At 71.7% G+C, this 15,598-nt stretch carries 11 protein-coding genes; 4 read left to right on the top strand and 7 right to left on the bottom strand.

Annotated features, from left to right (window positions below):
- Nucleotides 1-38 precede the first annotated feature (38 nt).
- From MMB17_RS10305 to MMB17_RS10285, 5 genes are read right to left on the bottom strand one after another with little or no spacing between them, the layout of a single operon-like run.
- Nucleotides 39-1,199, bottom strand: a complete 1,161-nt coding sequence (locus MMB17_RS10305) for a VWA domain-containing protein (RefSeq protein WP_241101861.1) — start codon at nucleotides 1,197-1,199, stop codon at nucleotides 39-41.
- The gene (locus MMB17_RS10300; RefSeq protein ID WP_241101860.1) at nucleotides 1,196-3,508 is read right to left on the bottom strand and encodes a DUF5682 family protein; all 2,313 of its coding nucleotides are present in this window, start codon (nucleotides 3,506-3,508) and stop codon (nucleotides 1,196-1,198) included. The genes MMB17_RS10305 and MMB17_RS10300 overlap by 4 nt, the downstream gene beginning before the upstream one ends.
- A gap of 7 nt (nucleotides 3,509-3,515) precedes the next feature.
- Nucleotides 3,516-4,616 carry an ATP-binding protein gene (locus MMB17_RS10295; RefSeq protein ID WP_241101859.1) on the bottom strand — a complete coding sequence of 367 codons (1,101 nt, stop codon included), beginning with the start codon at nucleotides 4,614-4,616 and terminating at the stop codon, nucleotides 3,516-3,518.
- A gap of 29 nt (nucleotides 4,617-4,645) precedes the next feature.
- Nucleotides 4,646-6,184: a DUF5691 domain-containing protein gene (locus MMB17_RS10290; protein ID WP_241101858.1), complete on the bottom strand. Its 1,539-nt coding sequence runs from the start codon at nucleotides 6,182-6,184 to the stop codon at nucleotides 4,646-4,648.
- Nucleotides 6,184-7,554, bottom strand: a complete 1,371-nt coding sequence (locus MMB17_RS10285; protein ID WP_241101857.1) for an SWIM zinc finger family protein — start codon at nucleotides 7,552-7,554, stop codon at nucleotides 6,184-6,186. The genes MMB17_RS10290 and MMB17_RS10285 overlap by 1 nt, the downstream gene beginning before the upstream one ends.
- Before the next feature lie 498 nt (nucleotides 7,555-8,052).
- On the opposite strand from MMB17_RS10285, the gene MMB17_RS10280 reads away from it, so the two are divergent.
- From MMB17_RS10280 to glnT, 4 genes are all read left to right on the top strand, one after another.
- A complete protein-coding gene (locus MMB17_RS10280) occupies nucleotides 8,053-8,952 on the top strand; it encodes a class II glutamine amidotransferase (protein WP_238310451.1) in 900 nt (299 codons plus the stop codon).
- Nucleotides 8,952-9,641 carry a GltB/FmdC/FwdC-like GXGXG domain-containing protein gene (locus MMB17_RS10275; protein ID WP_241101856.1) on the top strand — a complete coding sequence of 230 codons (690 nt, stop codon included), beginning with the start codon at nucleotides 8,952-8,954 and terminating at the stop codon, nucleotides 9,639-9,641. The genes MMB17_RS10280 and MMB17_RS10275 overlap by 1 nt, the downstream gene beginning before the upstream one ends.
- A 1-nt stretch (nucleotide 9,642) precedes the next feature.
- Nucleotides 9,643-10,977 (top strand): FMN-binding glutamate synthase family protein, encoded by a 1,335-nt coding sequence (locus tag MMB17_RS10270; RefSeq protein ID WP_241101855.1) that lies wholly within the window; start codon nucleotides 9,643-9,645, stop codon nucleotides 10,975-10,977.
- An 88-nt stretch (nucleotides 10,978-11,065) separates the two neighbouring features.
- On the top strand, nucleotides 11,066-12,364 hold the full coding sequence (gene glnT / locus MMB17_RS10265; RefSeq protein ID WP_241101854.1) for a type III glutamate--ammonia ligase: 1,299 nt from the start codon (nucleotides 11,066-11,068) through the stop codon (nucleotides 12,362-12,364).
- Nucleotides 12,365-12,537: 173 nt separating this feature from the next.
- On the opposite strand, the gene gltA is transcribed toward glnT, so the two are convergent.
- A complete protein-coding gene (gene gltA, locus MMB17_RS10260; protein WP_238310456.1) occupies nucleotides 12,538-13,830 on the bottom strand; it encodes a citrate synthase in 1,293 nt (430 codons plus the stop codon).
- 314 nt (nucleotides 13,831-14,144) lie between these two features.
- The gene (gene gltX, locus MMB17_RS10255; RefSeq protein ID WP_238310459.1) at nucleotides 14,145-15,572 is read right to left on the bottom strand and encodes a glutamate--tRNA ligase; all 1,428 of its coding nucleotides are present in this window, start codon (nucleotides 15,570-15,572) and stop codon (nucleotides 14,145-14,147) included.
- Between the last annotated feature and the right edge of the window lie 26 nt (nucleotides 15,573-15,598).

Below are 15,598 nucleotides of genomic sequence, written 5' to 3'. Positions count from 1 at the left end.
ACGGGAAGAGCCCCCGGCGCCCCGGCGCCGGGCGTTCGCTATCGCGTCTCGGCGGCCGGCACGGCGGCGATGCCGGCCTGGGCCGCCCAGGCGCCGAGATCCTGCTTGCGGATCGCCGCCGCCATCAGGTCGGGGAACAGGTCCGGCGTGCAGGCGAAGGCGGGCACGCCCAGGGCGACGAGCCGCGCGGCGAGCGCCCGGTCATAGGCCGGCGCGCCCTCGTCGGAGAGGGCGAGCAGGGCGATCACCTGCACGCCGCTGGCGACCAGACGCTGCGCCCGCGCCAGCAGCCCGGCCTCGACGCCGCCCTCGTAGAGGTCGGAGATCAGCACCAGCACCGTGTCCTCGGGCCGGGTGATCCGGGATTCGCAGTAGCCCACCGCCCGGTTGATGTCGGTGCCGCCGCCGAGCTGCACCGAGAACAGCACCTCCACCGGATCGTCCATGGTGTCGGAGAGGTCGACCACCTCCGTGTCGAACACCACGAGCCGGGTCGAGACCGCGGGCAGCGAGGCCATCACCGCACCGAAGATGCTCGAATAGACCACGGAATTGGCCATCGAGCCCGACTGGTCGATGCACAGGATCACGTCCTTGAGCGAGCCGCGGCTCTTTCGGCCATGGCCGAGCCGCGTCTCCGGGATGATGGTGCGGTACTCCGCCTGGTAGTGGCGCAGATTCGCCCGGATGGTGCGGTTCCAGTCGATCTCGGCATGGCGCGGGCGCCGGTTCAGGCTCGCCCGGTCGATCGCCCCGTTCACCGCCTGGCGCAGGGGCTCCTCGAGCTTCTTCATCAGGGCGTCGACCACCTTGCGCACGACGAGGCGGGCCGTGTCCCTGGTCCGGCCGCCGAGCAGGCCGCGCAGGGAGATCAGCGTCGAGACCAGGGAGACGTCGGGCACGACCGCCTCCAGCATCTCGGGCTCGCTGAGCATGCGCTTGAGGTCGAGGCGCTCGAAGGCATCGCGCTGCATCACCTGCACGACCGAGGCCGGGAAGTAGTCGCGGATATCGCCGAGCCAGCGCGGCACCGAGGGCGCGGAGGCGCCGAGCCCTCCCTTGCGGTCGGAATCGTAGAGGGCGCCCATTGCCCGGTCGAGGCGCAGGTCGTGCTCCGAGAGGGCGCAGCCGGTCCCCTCGGCCGGCCCCCCCCCGAGCACGAGGCGCCAGCGGCGCAGGCGTTCGCTCTCGTCGCTCATTCCGGCGCTCCCGTTCCCGGCTCCGGGCCGAGCAGCCGATGGAGGATCGGCAGCACCCTGGCCGCGCGCTCCGCGTCGAAGATATAGCCCGGCGGCCCGGCCTCCGGCACGGCGCCTCCCGGCCGGCGCAGGGCCTCGCCGATCGCCCGGCGCTCGGCCGGGGCGATGGTCGCGAAGGTGCGGCGCACGAGGGGCAGAAGCTCCACGAACAGGGCCTCGTCGAGCCCCGTGAGCCAGTCGTCGAGGACGGCGAGCAGGTCCCGCCCGTGGATCAGGGCCGTGCCGCTGTCTTCGAGGAAGCCCTCGATCCAGGCGGCGGCCGGCGCCGCCCCGGAGGCCCGCGACAGGGCGCGGGCGAGGCGCTGGCCGGCCTCATCGCCGCTGACCACGCGATCGTCGAAGAGCAGGCGCACGGCACGGCCGACGACGCGGCCATGGGCATGCTCCTGGTCGGCAAGCGCCAGCAACGCCTCCTGCCAAGCGGCCTTCAGCGCCGGCTCATCCAGGAGCGACAGGGCGGCCGATACGGAAACGAGATGCCTCTTGGCGATGGCGGCGGCCTCGTCGTCGAGGCTCTGGCAGGCGGCGACGAGCCCGGCGGCCGCCCGCGGCACCAATCCGCGCACCACCGCCAGCACCGGCGCGGCGTCGGAGGCGCGGACCGAACCGTAGCGGGCGAGGTCGGCAAGCGGCGGCAGCGCCTCCATCAAGTCGAACACGTCCGCGGAGACGGCGGCGCGGTCGTTGAGCGCGCGGATAACCGCCTGCGTGGCCTCGGCGAGATCCGCATCGAGCAGCGTGCCGATCAGGCCCGACAGTTCCGAGACCCGGCTCGCCGCCCGGGCGCGCGCCGTGACGCGGCTTGCCGCAGCCTCGGCCACGGTGCCGCCCTCGGCGGAGGCCGCCACCAGTTCCACCACCCATTCCGGCTGCCAGGCCAGGAACCAGGCCTCCTTGAAGGTGCCGCGCCCGCGCGCCTCCCGCCGCGTGCCCCAGGGAATCCCGATCAAGGCGAGCCGGTTGAGGAAATGGCTGCGGGCGAGGTCGGTCTCCTTGCGCAGGTCGAGGGTGAGTTCCCCGGCCGTGGCGGAGGGCTTCAGGCGCAGGCGCCTGCACTGGGCCTCGAAATCGACCTCCACCGGCGTGCCCGGGCTGTCCGGCGGGGTGGCGCCGAGGCGCTCGCCGATCACGAGCCTGCGCCGGATCAGCGCCATCGGCCCCGGATCGGCGAAGCAGAGGGTCGCCTGGGCCGCCTCGTCGAGATCGTCGAGGGAGGGCCGGGCCCGGCCGCGGAAGCCCGCCAGGGCCTCGGCGAGGCGGGCCGCCTCGATCACCGAGGCCGGCGAGGCGTCGAGATCCGCCTCCCGCAGCAGCGCCGCGGCCCGGGCGAGCCAACGGGCGGCGACCCGGGATTCGTGGTTCCAGAGGGTGTCGTACCATTCCGGCGAGAGCACGCCGGCCCGGTAGCCGCTCGCCGTGGCGAGCCGCTCGTAGGACCAGGGCGCCCAGGCGGCGGCGACCTTGGTCTTCGGCAGCCCTTTCAGGGTCGCGGCGTCCGCCGCCGACTGCCCGCGCGCGTCGTGCCGCGCCAGGGCGGGCACGTGCCAGGCGCCGCAGATCACCGCGACGCGCTCGAAGCCCTCCTTGGCCGCCTTGCGGATGCACTGGCGCATCTGCGCCTCGCGGGCCTCCTCGCGGAAGGCCTCGTCGGGATCGGGGTCGTCCTGCTCCCGCAGGGCTGCCATCGCCTCCGCGATCGCGGCGAACACGTCCCCATCCGCCCCCGCCCGGCTCTCGACGAAGGCATCCCACCAGCGCTCCCCATCGGGAAAGCCCGCGGCCTGGGCCAGTTCGCCGAAGGGATCGCGCCGGATCGCGGCGGGCGCCGCCGCGGCGCTTTCCGGAGGCGCCGCCCCCGCGGAGGCGAGGGCTTCGGCCGGCGGCGCGTCCTGCGGCGCTTCCCCGCTCTCCTCCGCTTTACCGAAGCCGTCCGCGAGTTGGATCGCGTGGGGCAGGTCGATGAAGCGCAGGCTCGCCCCCGCCGCGATCCCGTGCCGCAACGCCACCCATTCCGGCGAGAAGGCCGCGAAGGGGAAGAAGGCGCAGGCCTGCGGCCGGTCCGGCCGATAGACGAGGAGGGCCACCGGCGGCGTCATGCCCTCCGCGGCGGCGAGGGGGATCAGCGCCTCGGCATCCGGCGGCCCCTCGATCAGCAGGCAATCGGGCGCGAAGGCGTCCAGGGCCGCGCGCAGCGAGCGGGCCGAGCCCGGCCCGTGATGGCGGATGCCGTAGAGGCGGATCTCGGGCATCGCGCGCTCAGGCGCTCTCGCGGGCGGCCCGGTACAGGTCCTTCCACTCGGCCCGCTCCTTGACCACGGTCTCCAGGTATTCGCGCCAGACGATCGCGTCCTGGACCGGATCCTTCACCACGGCGCCGCTGATCCCGGAGACGAGGTCCTGGGCCGAGAGGCGCCCGTCGCCGAAATGTGCGGCGAGCGCCAGGCCGTTGCCGACCACGCTGATGGCTTCCGCCGTCGAGAGCGTGCCGGAGGGCTGCTTGACCTTGCTCTTGCCGTCGGCGGTCACGCCCTCGCGCAATTCGCGGAAGATCGTGACGACGCGGCGGATCTGGTCGGCGCCCGGCGGCTCGGCCGGGATCTCGAAGGCGCGGCCGAGCGCGGCGACGCGGCTCTCGACGATGGCGATCTCCGCCTCGATCGTGGCCGGCGGCGGCAGCACCACGGTGTTGAAGCGCCGCTTCAGGGCGCTCGACAGCTCGTTCACCCCACGGTCGCGGTTGTTGGCCGTGGCGATGAGGTTGAAGCCCTTCTGCGCCGCCACCTCCTCGTTCAGCTCGGGGATCGGCAGGGTCTTCTCGGACAGGATGGTGATGAAGCTGTCCTGCGTCTCCGAGGGGATGCGGGTCAGCTCCTCGACGCGGGCGATGCGGCCCTCGCTCATCGCCCGCATGATCGGCGAGCCCACCACGGCCTCGCGGCTCGGCCCCTTGGCGAGCAGCAGCGCGTAGTTCCAGCCGTAGCGGATCGCCTCCTCGCTGGTGCCGGCCGTGCCCTGGACGATGAGCCGCGAGGTCCCGCTGATCGCCGCCGCCAGGTGCTCGCTGACCCAGCTCTTGGCGGTGCCCGGAACCCCGAGGAGCAGCAGCGCCCGGTCGGTGGCGAGCGTCGCCACCGCGACCTCCATGAGGCGCCGGTCGCCGATATATTTCGGCGAGACCGCGAAGCCGGACGGCAGCCGCCCGCCCAGCAGGTAGGTGACGACGGCCTGGGGCGAGAGCTGCCAGTTCGGCGGCCGGGGCCGGTCGTCGGCCGCGCGCAGGGCCTCGAGCTCCTCGGCGAAGGCGTCCTCGGCGGCTCGGCGCAGCGGCATGGCCTTGGTCCCGTTGGTCTGCGTCATCCTCAGGCTGTCTCCCGTGCGAATGCCCGTCAGGCGAAGTCGCGCCGCAGGGCGACGCGCAGCGCCAGGGTCTCGGCGAAGGCGGCGAGCTGGCCGTGCAGGCGGTGGTCCTCGCCCTCCGGCAATCGTGCCAGGATGGCGGCCGCCGCGGCCGCGGCGTCCTCGGTGGGGACGATCCGCTCGCCGAGGCGGTCGAGGAGCCAGGTCTTGGCGAGGCCGTCCCGGTCGGCCCGGGACCCGCGGGTGACCGCGGCGAGCCAGTCGAGGCAGGCGGCGCCGAAGCGCTCCGAGAAGACCGGAGGGCCGGTGACGAGCAGGGCGAATGCGTCCTCGATCGCGCCGTGAGGCAACGCCGCGGCCACGGTCCGCTCCCATTCCTCCGCCGGCAGCAGGGCCACGGTGCGGGCCCACCTCTCCCGCAGGGGATTCGTCGGCCGGATCCCGGACAGGCGCCCGGCATAGGCCTCCCCCAGAACCGCGGCCTGGGCGCGGACCCAGTCGGGGTCGCGCTCGCGGCGCACGCTGGCGAAGAAGCCCTCGAAGATCGCCTCGGCGAACTCGCTGTGCAGGCCGAGCTCGATCCAGAGCCGCGGCGGATGCTCGGCGAAGACATGCAGGGGCGCGCGGGCGAGAATGTCCCGCAGGAGCCCGGCCCGGGTGCCGCCGCCCCGGCGCTCGTAGGCGTTGGGCTCCACGCCGTCCCGGGCGAGGGCGGGCGATTCCTCGGGCAGCGTTACCACGAGCGCGTGCTTTGTCCCCCCGAGGAGACGCCGCTTGCTCTCGAGGACGAGGGCGGCCCTGGCGCGCGCGCCCATGCGGGCGGCGAGGCGCGAGCGCGGCAGGCGCGGGAGCAGGCCCTGGGCCGCCGCCCGCACGCCGGAGGACCGGTCGTCGAGGCAGGCTTCGAGGAAGGGCTCGTCGGCCTCGCTCAGCCCGATCTCCAGGATCGAGACCAGGGCGTGGCGCATCTCCGCCTTCTCGGCCCGGAAGCCCGCCTCCAGGGCGGCGCGGGCGCCCTCGGGGTCGCGCTGGCGGAAGGCGGCGAAGGCCGCCCGGCGCTCCTCCGTCGTCCCCTCGGTCCAGTCCCGCCCGGCGGCGGGGGAGGCCTCGCCGCCGCAGGCCTGCCGGAACCAGGCGATCTCCGGGCCGGCGATCCGGTCGAGGGCCTCGGGCCAGTCGCTGCGATAGGGAATCAGGGCCGGCAGCAGCCAGATCGGCGCACGCACGCCCGCCGCGCCGGCCAGCGCGCACCATTCCGCCAGCCGCGGGCGCGCGGTGCGGCCCCCGGCGAGGAGCAGGGCGAGCCGCGCCGCCGCGGCGGGCGGGCATTCCGGGCCGGCGGCCTCCCGCGGGGGGAGCGGCGCCAGCGCCTCCGCCGCCAGCCCTCGCCCGGCCAGGTGATGGAGCCCCTGCGCCGCGAGGCGCGCAAGCAGCCGCCCGCCCGAATCCGCCTCCGGGGCGAGGCCGGGGAAGGCATCGTCCAGCAGGGCGGGCGGCGCCCGCTCGGCCCCGATCAGGGCGGCGGCCAGGGCCGCCTCGAACCCGTCCGCGACAGGCACGGCACCCATCAGGCGGCCCGCGTCAGGATGGGCCGGAGGTCCTGCGCCGGCACCGCATAGAGATGGCCCTCCGCCACCAGGGCGAGGACGCTCAGCCCGAACCCGTCATAGAGCCCGAACAGATCGACCGGCCGCCCCGCCGCCACCGCGACGAGGGCGCCCACGCGCGGATCGGCCTTCAGGGCGAGGCTGCCCGTGGCGTCGCCGATGCCGAAGGCGGGAGCCTCCGCCCCCTCGGAAAGGTGCCCGAAGCGGACCTCGCGCAGCCGCAGGGGCCAGCTCTCCAGCCAGGGCGCCTGCGCCAGGGCCTGGGCGAAACCGTCGAGGGCCGCCGCGATGCCCGTCGCCCCCGGAAGGCCGGCGAAGGGCGCGGCACCGGCACGTCCCTCTCGAATCACCGCCCGCAGGGGCGGCGTGCCGGGATGGAAAGCGAGCGCGCCGCAGAAATCCTGACCGGCCGCCGGGACCGGCGGCAGCGGCGCGCCGGCGCTGGCATAGTCCACGATCTGCGCCAGGGCGCCGCTGCGGCGCCCGGCCAGCCAGACCGTGCGTGCGGTGAGCTTGTCCTCCTCCTCGACCGCATGGGCGAGCACCGCCCAGTCGTCGACCGCATCGGGCCGGGCGGCGAGATCCTCCGCACCGACCGGATAGCCCAGCGCCGCGCGCACGCTCGCCACTTGGTCCGGCGCCAGGGCATGGAGCCGCCGCGCCGCCCGGACCAGGAGCGCGAGCCGTCCCAGGGCGAGGGCCAAAGCCGCATCGGGCCGGGCGGCGCCGAGAACGGGGGCGCCCGCCGCCAGCCCCGGCAGGGCACGCACCCGGCGGGCGAGGCCCGGCGCCTGCCCATCGACGAGGCGGCCCGCCATCCGGTCCCAGAAGGCGTAGGGCTCCGCCCGGGCGGCGGCGAGGCCGCGGCGCATCAGGTCGCGCAGCCAGAGATCGAATTCGTCCAGGGCGGCCGCGACGCGCTCCTCGCGGGCCTGACGCCGCTTGGCCTGCGCCTTCTCGTCGACGGGCTTCGCGGGAGCCTGGGCCTTGGTCTCGGCAGCGGTCGCCCGGCTCTCCCGCCCCTTCATCCAGGCGGCGACCCAGTCCGGCGGTTCGGCCTCGGCGAGCGGCGCCGCCGCATCGAGCAGCATCAGCCCGAGGGCATGCTTGCAGGGAAATTTCCGGCTCGGGCAGGTGCATTTCGAAGCCGGCCCGGCGAGATCGGCCACCGTGCGGTAGGGGCTCGCCCCGCTGCCCTTGATCTCACCCCAGATCACCCCGCCCGCCCGGCCCGGTGCGCTCCACTTGGCAGGCTTGGCCTGATCCTGGCCGGCTTTGCGGCTCGACGCATCGGGGGCGAGGTCGAGAATCTGGGCAGCGGTGAGGCTCATGCGGCAGGACGATCGTCTTTCCATCGGGCGGCTGCAGAAGAGCGGCACGTTATACGGTCGAAGCGGCGTTGCAACCCCAATAACGCTCAGAAATCCCCCGGATTGACTTTGGATCTGTTCCGAACAACGCTCCGTTTTTCTGTTTCATATCGCTTGCGCGCCATCGAATGACGTGGCAGCGCGTCGCGATCAAGAGATCCGATAGAACAAGGCCCGGGATGCGGCGCCTGGTATCGCGTCATCGGGCGCCGATTCGGGCCGCCGGGGGCGCTTGCCGGTCCCCGCACCGCCGATCTCTCCCCTCTCACGCTTCGGCAGCCCAGGGCCGTCTCGGGCCGGCTTACCCTTGGATCGGGAGCCGGATTCCGTGCGGCCGCCAGTGGATCGGCGGGCACGAGGCGATTTCCTCTCAAGAAATTTCCATTACTCCTGATTGACGGACGCGGGCCGATATGCGACCTCTTTTCCCGAGAGATCCGACCGGGGGAGAAGAACGCGATGTGCGGCATCGTCGGGCTGTATCTGAAGACACCCAAACTTGAATCGCAGCTCGGCACGTTGCTGGCCGGGATGCTGGAAACCATGACCGATCGCGGCCCCGACAGCGCGGGCTTCGCGATCTACGGGACCGACACGGACGCGAACGGGGTCAAGCTGACCCTGCGCGGCCCGGACGCCGCGTCCCTCGACGAGGCGGTGACCGCCCTCGAGGCCCATCTCGGCACCTCCGTCGCCCGCACCGGCCGCGACACCCACAGCGTCCTCTCGCTGTCGGCGGAGCAGGAGAAGGCCGTGCGCGACTGGCTCGCCGCCGAGCGCCCCGGCATCGACGTGGTCGGCACCGGCAGCCGCATGGAGATCTACAAGGAGGTCGGGCTTCCGGCGCATGTCGCCGCCCGCTTCGACCTCGCCGGCATGACCGGCACCCACGGCATCGGCCATACCCGCATGGCCACCGAGAGCGCGGTGACCACCAACGGCGCCCACCCCTTCTCGACGGGGGCCGACGAGTGCCTCGTGCACAACGGCTCGCTCTCGAACCACAACGACCTGCGCCGGCGCCTGCGCCGCGAGGGCCTGAGCTTCGCCACCGCCAACGATTCCGAGGTGGCCGCCGGCTATCTCAGCTGGCGCATGCGGGAGGGCGACAGCCTTCAGCAGGCGCTGGAGGCGAGCCTGTCGGATCTCGACGGCTTCTTCACCTTCGTGGTCGGGACCAAGAGCGGCTTCGCCGTGCTGCGCGACCCGATCGCCTGCAAGCCGGCCGTGATGGCCGAGACCGACGACTACGTCGCCTTCGGCTCCGAGTACCGGGCGCTCGCCGGCCTGCCCGGCATCGAGAACGCCCGGGTGTTCGAGCCCGAACCCGCCAAGGTCTATGCCTGGGAGCGCCACTGATGCCGAGCTTCGACCTGCGTAGCGCGCCCCTGCGCGAACTGAACCGCAGCCTCCACGCGCTGCCCCCCGACACCAACGAGACCCATTGGACGATCACCGGGCCGGACGGGGCGCATGCCATCGCCGCCGGGCTCGACCGGGCCATCACCGTCGAGATCGAGGGCCATGTCGGCTATTACTGCGCCGGCATGAACAAGCAGGCCCAGGTCGTGATCCACGGCAGCGCCGGCACCGGCGTCGCCGAGAACATGATGAGCGGCTTCGTGCACGTGCGGGGCGATGCCGGCCAGTCGGCGGGCGCCACCGCCCATGGCGGCCTCCTCGTCATCGACGGCAATGCCGGCGCCCGCTGCGGCATCTCGATGAAGGGCATCGACATCGTCGTGAAGGGCTCGGTCGGCCACATGTCGGCCTTCATGGCCCAGGCCGGCACCCTGGCCGTGCTCGGCGATGCCGGCGAGGCCCTGGGCGATTCCCTTTACGAGGCGCGCCTCTTCGTGCGCGGCTCGGTGAAGAGCCTCGGCGCGGATTGCGTCGAGAAGGAGATGCGCGACGAGCACCGGGAGGCGCTCTACGCCAAGCTGAAGGCCGCGGGCCTGGCCGGCGAGGTCGACCCCTCCGAGTTCCGTCGCTACGGCTCGGCGCGCAACCTCTACCACTTCCACGTCGACAACGCCGGAGCCTACTGAGATGGCCGAGCATCCCAAGAGCCCGCGCACCGCGCCGCGCTTCTCGGCGACCTTCACGCCGGAAGTGATGTCGGAGATCCGCCGCGCCGCGGCGACCGGCATCTACGACATCCGGGGCGCCGGCGCGAAGCGCAAGCTGCCCCATTTCGACGACCTCCTGTTCCTCGGCGCCTCGATCAGCCGGTACCCCCTCGAGGGCTACCGCGAGCGCTGCGGCACCGAGGTGGTGCTGGGCTCGCGCTTCGCGAAGAAGCCGATCCAGCTCAAGACGCCGATCACCATCGCCGGCATGAGCTTCGGCTCGCTCTCGGCCAACGCCAAGGAGGCCCTGGGTCGCGGCGCCACGCTCGCCGGCACCTCCACCACGACGGGCGACGGCGGCATGACGCAGGAGGAGCGCGGGCATTCCAAGACGCTGGTCTACCAGTACCTGCCCTCCCGCTACGGCATGAACCCGGACGACCTGCGCAAGGCGGACGCCATCGAGGTGGTGATCGGCCAGGGCGCCAAGCCCGGCGGCGGCGGCATGCTGCTCGGCCAGAAGATCACCGAGCGCGTCGCCGGCATGCGCTGTCTGCCCCCGGGCATCGACCAGCGCTCCGCCTGCCGCCACCCGGACTGGACCGGCCCGGACGATCTCGAGATCAAGATCGGCGAGCTGCGCGAGGTCACGGATTGGGAGAAGCCGATCTACGTCAAGGTCGGCGCCTCGCGGCCCTATTACGACACGGCGCTCGCGGCCAAGGCCGGTGCCGACGTGGTGGTGCTCGACGGCATGCAGGGCGGCACCGCGGCGACGCAGGACGTGTTCATCGAGCATGTCGGCCTGCCCACCCTCGCCGCGATCCGCCCGGCGGTGCAGGCGCTTCAGGATCTGGGGCTGCACCGCAAGGTCCAGCTCGTGGTCTCCGGCGGCATCCGCTCGGGCGCCGACGTCGCCAAGGTGCTGGCGCTCGGCGCCGACGCGGTCGCCATCGGCACCGCGGCCCTGATCGCGCTGGGCGACAACGATCCCCGCTGGGAGGAGGAGTACCAGGCTCTGGGCACCACCGCGGGCGCCTATGACGACTGGCACGAGGGCAAGGACCCGGCCGGCATCACCACGCAGGATCCGGAGCTGATGAAGCGCCTCGATCCCGAGCTGGCCGGCCGTCGCCTCGCCAACTACCTCGCGGTGATGACGCTGGAGGCTCAGACCATCGCCCGCGCCTGCGGCAAGAGCCACCTGCACAACCTCGAACCCGAGGATCTGGTCGCCCTCTCCATCGAGGCGGCGGCGATGGCCCAGGTGCCGCTCGCCGGCACGGGCTGGGTTCCGGGGAAGACCGGAATCTGAGGAGGCACAGGGCCGCTCGCCGGAACGGGGAGCGGCCTTCTTCTTGAATGCGGGCCGGCCTCACGGTCCGCGCTGACGGAGCATGGCGATGCCGCTGGATCTCGAGAACGCCGCCAAGGAGCGCGGCATCAAGTACTTCCTGATCTCCTACACCGACCTGTTCGGCGGCCAGCGGGCGAAGCTGGTGCCGGCGGCGGCGATCAAGGGCATGGCCCGCGACGGCGCGGGCTTCGCCGGATTTGCCACCTGGCTCGACATGAGCCCGGCCGATCCCGACCTCTTCGCCGTGCCGGATCCGGACGGCCTGATCCAGCTGCCCTGGAAGCCGGAAGTGGGCTGGCTGCCCGCCGACCTCTACATGGACGGCAAGCCGGTCGCCCAGGCGCCGCGCAATCTCCTGAAGGCGCAGATCGCCGACGCCGCCCGGGACGGGCTGCAGATGAAGAGCGGCGTGGAGTGCGAGTTCTTCCTGATCACGCCCGATGGCAGCGCCCCGGCGGACAACGCCGACAAGCAGATGAAGCCCTGCTACGACCAGTCGGCCCTGATGCGCCGCTACGACGTCATCACCGAGATCTGCGACGCCATGCTGTCGCTGGGCTGGAAGCCCTACCAGAACGACCATGAGGACGCGAACGGCCAGTTCGAGATGAACTGGGACTACGACGACGCGCTGATCACCGCCGATCGGCACGCCTTCTTCAAGTACATGACCCGCTCGATCGCCGAGAAGCACGGCCTGCGGGCGACCTTCATGCCCAAGCCCTTCATGAACCTGACCGGCTCGGGCTGCCACGCCCATGTCTCGCTCTGGCGCGACGGGCGCAACATCTTCGCCGATGCCTCCGACGAGATCGGCCTGTCGCGGGAGGGCTATCACTTCATCGGCGGCCTGATCCACTCGGCCGACGCGCTGGCGGCGATCACCAACCCGACGGTGAATTCCTACAAGCGCATCAACGCGCCGCGTACCACCTCCGGCGCGACCTGGGCGCCCAACACCGTGACCTACACGGGCAACAACCGCACCCACATGATCCGCATCCCGGATGGCGGCCGCTTCGAGTTCCGCCTCGCCGACGGCGCGGCCAACCCCTACCTGCTCCAGGCGGGCCTGCTCGCCGCCGGCCTCGACGGCATCCGCCAGAAGCGCGATCCCGGCCAGCGCCTCGACATCAACATGTACACCCACGGCCACACCGTGGAGGGCGTGAAGCGGCTGCCGCTGAACATGCTCGACGCGATGCGGGCGCTGGAGGGAAGCGCAGTGCTGAACGAGGCGCTGGGCGCCTTCGTCCCGAGCTACCTCAAGCTCAAGACCGAAGAGTGGAACGCCTATTGCCGCCACCTGACCGAGTGGGAGCGCGAGACCACCCTCGACTGCTGAGGGGCCGGCCCGCGACCGCGGTTTCGCCAAGACAAAAGGGCCGGCGCCAGGCGCCGGCCCTTTTGTTGTGCGTGCGGAGGATCGCTGGAGATAGACGACACGATCGGGCCGACAGGTCGCCCCGTGTCCCGCCCCCAGCCGAGGTGGGCACCGCCCCGGCTGGGGAAAGGCTCTCAGCCCCGGCTGCTGATCGGCACGTACTGGCGCTCGTCCGGGCCGATATAGAGCTGGCGCGGACGACCGATCTTCTGGGACGGATCCTCGATCATCTCCGCCCACTGGGCGATCCAGCCGACGGTGCGAGCCACGGCGAAGAGCACCGTGAACATCGAGGTCGGGAAGCCCAGCGCCTTGAGGGTGATACCCGAGTAGAAGTCGATGTTCGGGTAGAGCTTCTTCTCGACGAAGTAATCGTCCTTGAGGGCGATCTGCTCGAGCTGCAGGGCCACCTCGAGCAGGGGATCGTCCTTCATCCCGAGCTCGTTCAGCACCTCGTGGGTGGTCTTCTGCATGATGCGCGCGCGCGGGTCGTAGTTCTTGTAGACCCGGTGGCCGAAGCCCATCAGGCGGAAGGGATCGTTCTTGTCCTTCGCCTTGTCGACGTACTTGCGCACGTTCTCGGGCCGGCCGATCTCCTCCAGCATCTTCAGCGCCGCCTCGTTGGCGCCGCCATGGGCCGGGCCCCACAGGCAGGCGATGCCGGCCGCGATGCAGGCGAAGGGATTGGCCCCCGAGGACCCGGCCAGACGCACGGTCGAGGTCGAGGCGTTCTGCTCGTGGTCGGCGTGCAGGATGAAGATCCGGTCGAGCGCCCGCGAGTAGATCGGGTTGACCTCGAACTCCTCGCACGGCACCGCGAAGCACATCCGCAGGAAATTCGAGGTGTAGTCGAGATCGTTCTTCGGATACACGAAGGGCTGGCCGATCGTGTACTTGTAGGCCATCGCCGCCAGGGTCGGCATCTTGGCGATCATGCGCAGGGACGCGATCATCCGCTGCGACTCGTCCGAGATATCCGTCGAGTCGTGGTAGAAGGCCGAGAGCGCGCCGACGCAGGCCACCATCACCGCCATCGGGTGGGCGTCACGGCGGAAACCCTGGAAGAAGCGGTTCATCTGGTCGTGCACCATGGTGTGGCGCGTGACCCGGTAGTCGAAATCCGCCTTCTGCGCGGCGGTCGGCAGCTCGCCGAACAGCATCAGGTAGCAGGTCTCGAGGAAGTCGCCCTGCTCGGCGAGCTGCTCGATCGGATAGCCGCGATAGAGCAGGACGCCCTTGTCGCCGTCGATATAGGTGATCTTCGATTCGCAGGAGGCCGTGGAGGTGAAGCCCGGATCGAAGGTGAACTTGCCGGTCTTGGCGTAGAGCTTCCCGATATCGATGACGTCGGGACCGATCGTTCCGGATTTGACGGGCAATTCGACGTGGTTGTCGTCCACGGTGATGGTGCTGGCGGAAGCGCTCATGGGAACGCGGACCCTTTCTCGCGACGGGGACAGCACCGGACCGAAACCCGCCGAAGACCGGCCCGGTCCGAAGCGAAAACCGCCTTTGCTGCGGTTGCTCACTGGGGAACCGGTTAACGGATCGATCGGTCGCCAGCAACGGGGCGGCACTCCCACCCGCTTCGCGCATGCGAAAAGCGGGCCGGGATGAAACCCCTTTTTTCAACCCCTGCTTAGGGCGCTCTCCGCCGAAGCGGACACCGGTTCGGCGTGAGAGCGCGCGTCACAAAAAAGGCTTGGAGCCGCTCCCGATGGCAACGCGATCGGAAGCGGCTCTAGGCGGCCGCGGCCTGATCGCGCAGCCGCGCCAGGCTCTCCTCGCGGCCGAGCACGGCCATCACGTCGAAGAGCGGCGGGGAAGTGGAACGGCCCGTGGTCGCCGCCCGCAGGGGTTGCGCCACCTGGCCGAGCTTGAGGCCCTGCGTCTCGGCGAACTGCCGCACGGCGGCCTCGGTGGCGGCCGCGCTCCAGTCCGGCAACGCCTCCAGCGCCGGCAGAATCGCCGAGAGCCGCTGCGGCGCCTCGCCCGAAAGGAGATTGCGCGCCTTGTCGTCCAGGGCGAGGGGGCGCTGGGCGTAGAGATAATAGGCGCTGTCGAGGAGCTCCACGAGGGTCTTGGCGCGCTCCTTCAGGCCCGGCATCGCCGCGACGAGCCGCGCCCGCAGCTCCGGCGAGAGCACCGCCGGCAGGCCGCGCGCCGGGCCGAGGCTCGGCAGGATCCGCTCGATCGCGGCGACGAGGTCCTCGTCGCTGCTGCCGCGGATATAGAGGCCGTTGAGGTTCTCGAGCTTGGCGAAGTCGAAGCGCGCCGCGGACCGGCCGATCGCCTTCAGGTCGAAGGCCGCGACCATCTCCTCGGTGGAGAACACCTCCTGGTCGCCGTGGCTCCAGCCCAGACGCACGAGGTAGTTGCGCAGGGCGCTCGGCAGGTAGCCGAGATCGCGATAGGCCTCGACGCCGAGCGCCCCGTGGCGCTTCGACAGCTTGGCCCCGTCCGGCCCGTGGATGAGCGGGATATGGGCCATGGCCGGCACGTCCCAGCCCAGCGCCTGATAGATCTGGCTCTGGCGGGCGGCGTTGGTGAGGTGGTCGTCGCCGCGGATGATCTGCGTCACCCCCATGTCGTGGTCGTCGACGACGACCGCGAGCATGTAGGTCGGGCTGCCGTCCGAGCGCAGCAGCACGAGATCGTCGAGATCCTTGTTCTGCCAGACCACCCGGCCCTGCACCGCATCCTCCACCGCGGTCTCGCCCTCGGTCGGGGCGCGCAGGCGGATCACCGGCTTCACGCCGGCCGGCGCCTCGGAGGGGTCGCGGTCGCGCCAGCGCCCGTCATAGCGCAGGGGCCGGCCCTCGGCCCGGGCGGCCTCGCGCATCTGCGTCAGCTCCTCGGGGGTGGCGTAGCAGTAATAGGCGTTGCCCGAGGCGAGCAGGCTCTCGGCCACCTCCCGGTGCCGGGCGGCGCGGGCGAACTGGTAAACCACCTCCCCGTCCCATTCGAGGCCGAGCCAGGACAACCCGTCGAGGATCGCATCGATCGCCCCCTGCGTGGAGCGTTCCCGGTCGGTGTCCTCGATCCGCAGCAGCATGCGGCCGCCGAAGCGGCGGGCATAGAGCCAGTTGAACAAGGCCGTGCGCGCCCCGCCGATATGGAGGTAGCCCGTGGGCGAAGGCGCGAAGCGCGTGACGACGGCAGACGACATCGGTTCTTGAACTTGAAGGCCTAGAG

This window comes from Methylobacterium organophilum (genome assembly GCF_022533465.1).
GTDB lineage: Bacteria > Pseudomonadota > Alphaproteobacteria > Rhizobiales > Beijerinckiaceae > Methylobacterium > Methylobacterium organophilum.
The sequence above is the reverse complement of the archived record's forward strand: the minus strand, read 5'-3'. Positions and strand labels throughout refer to the sequence as shown.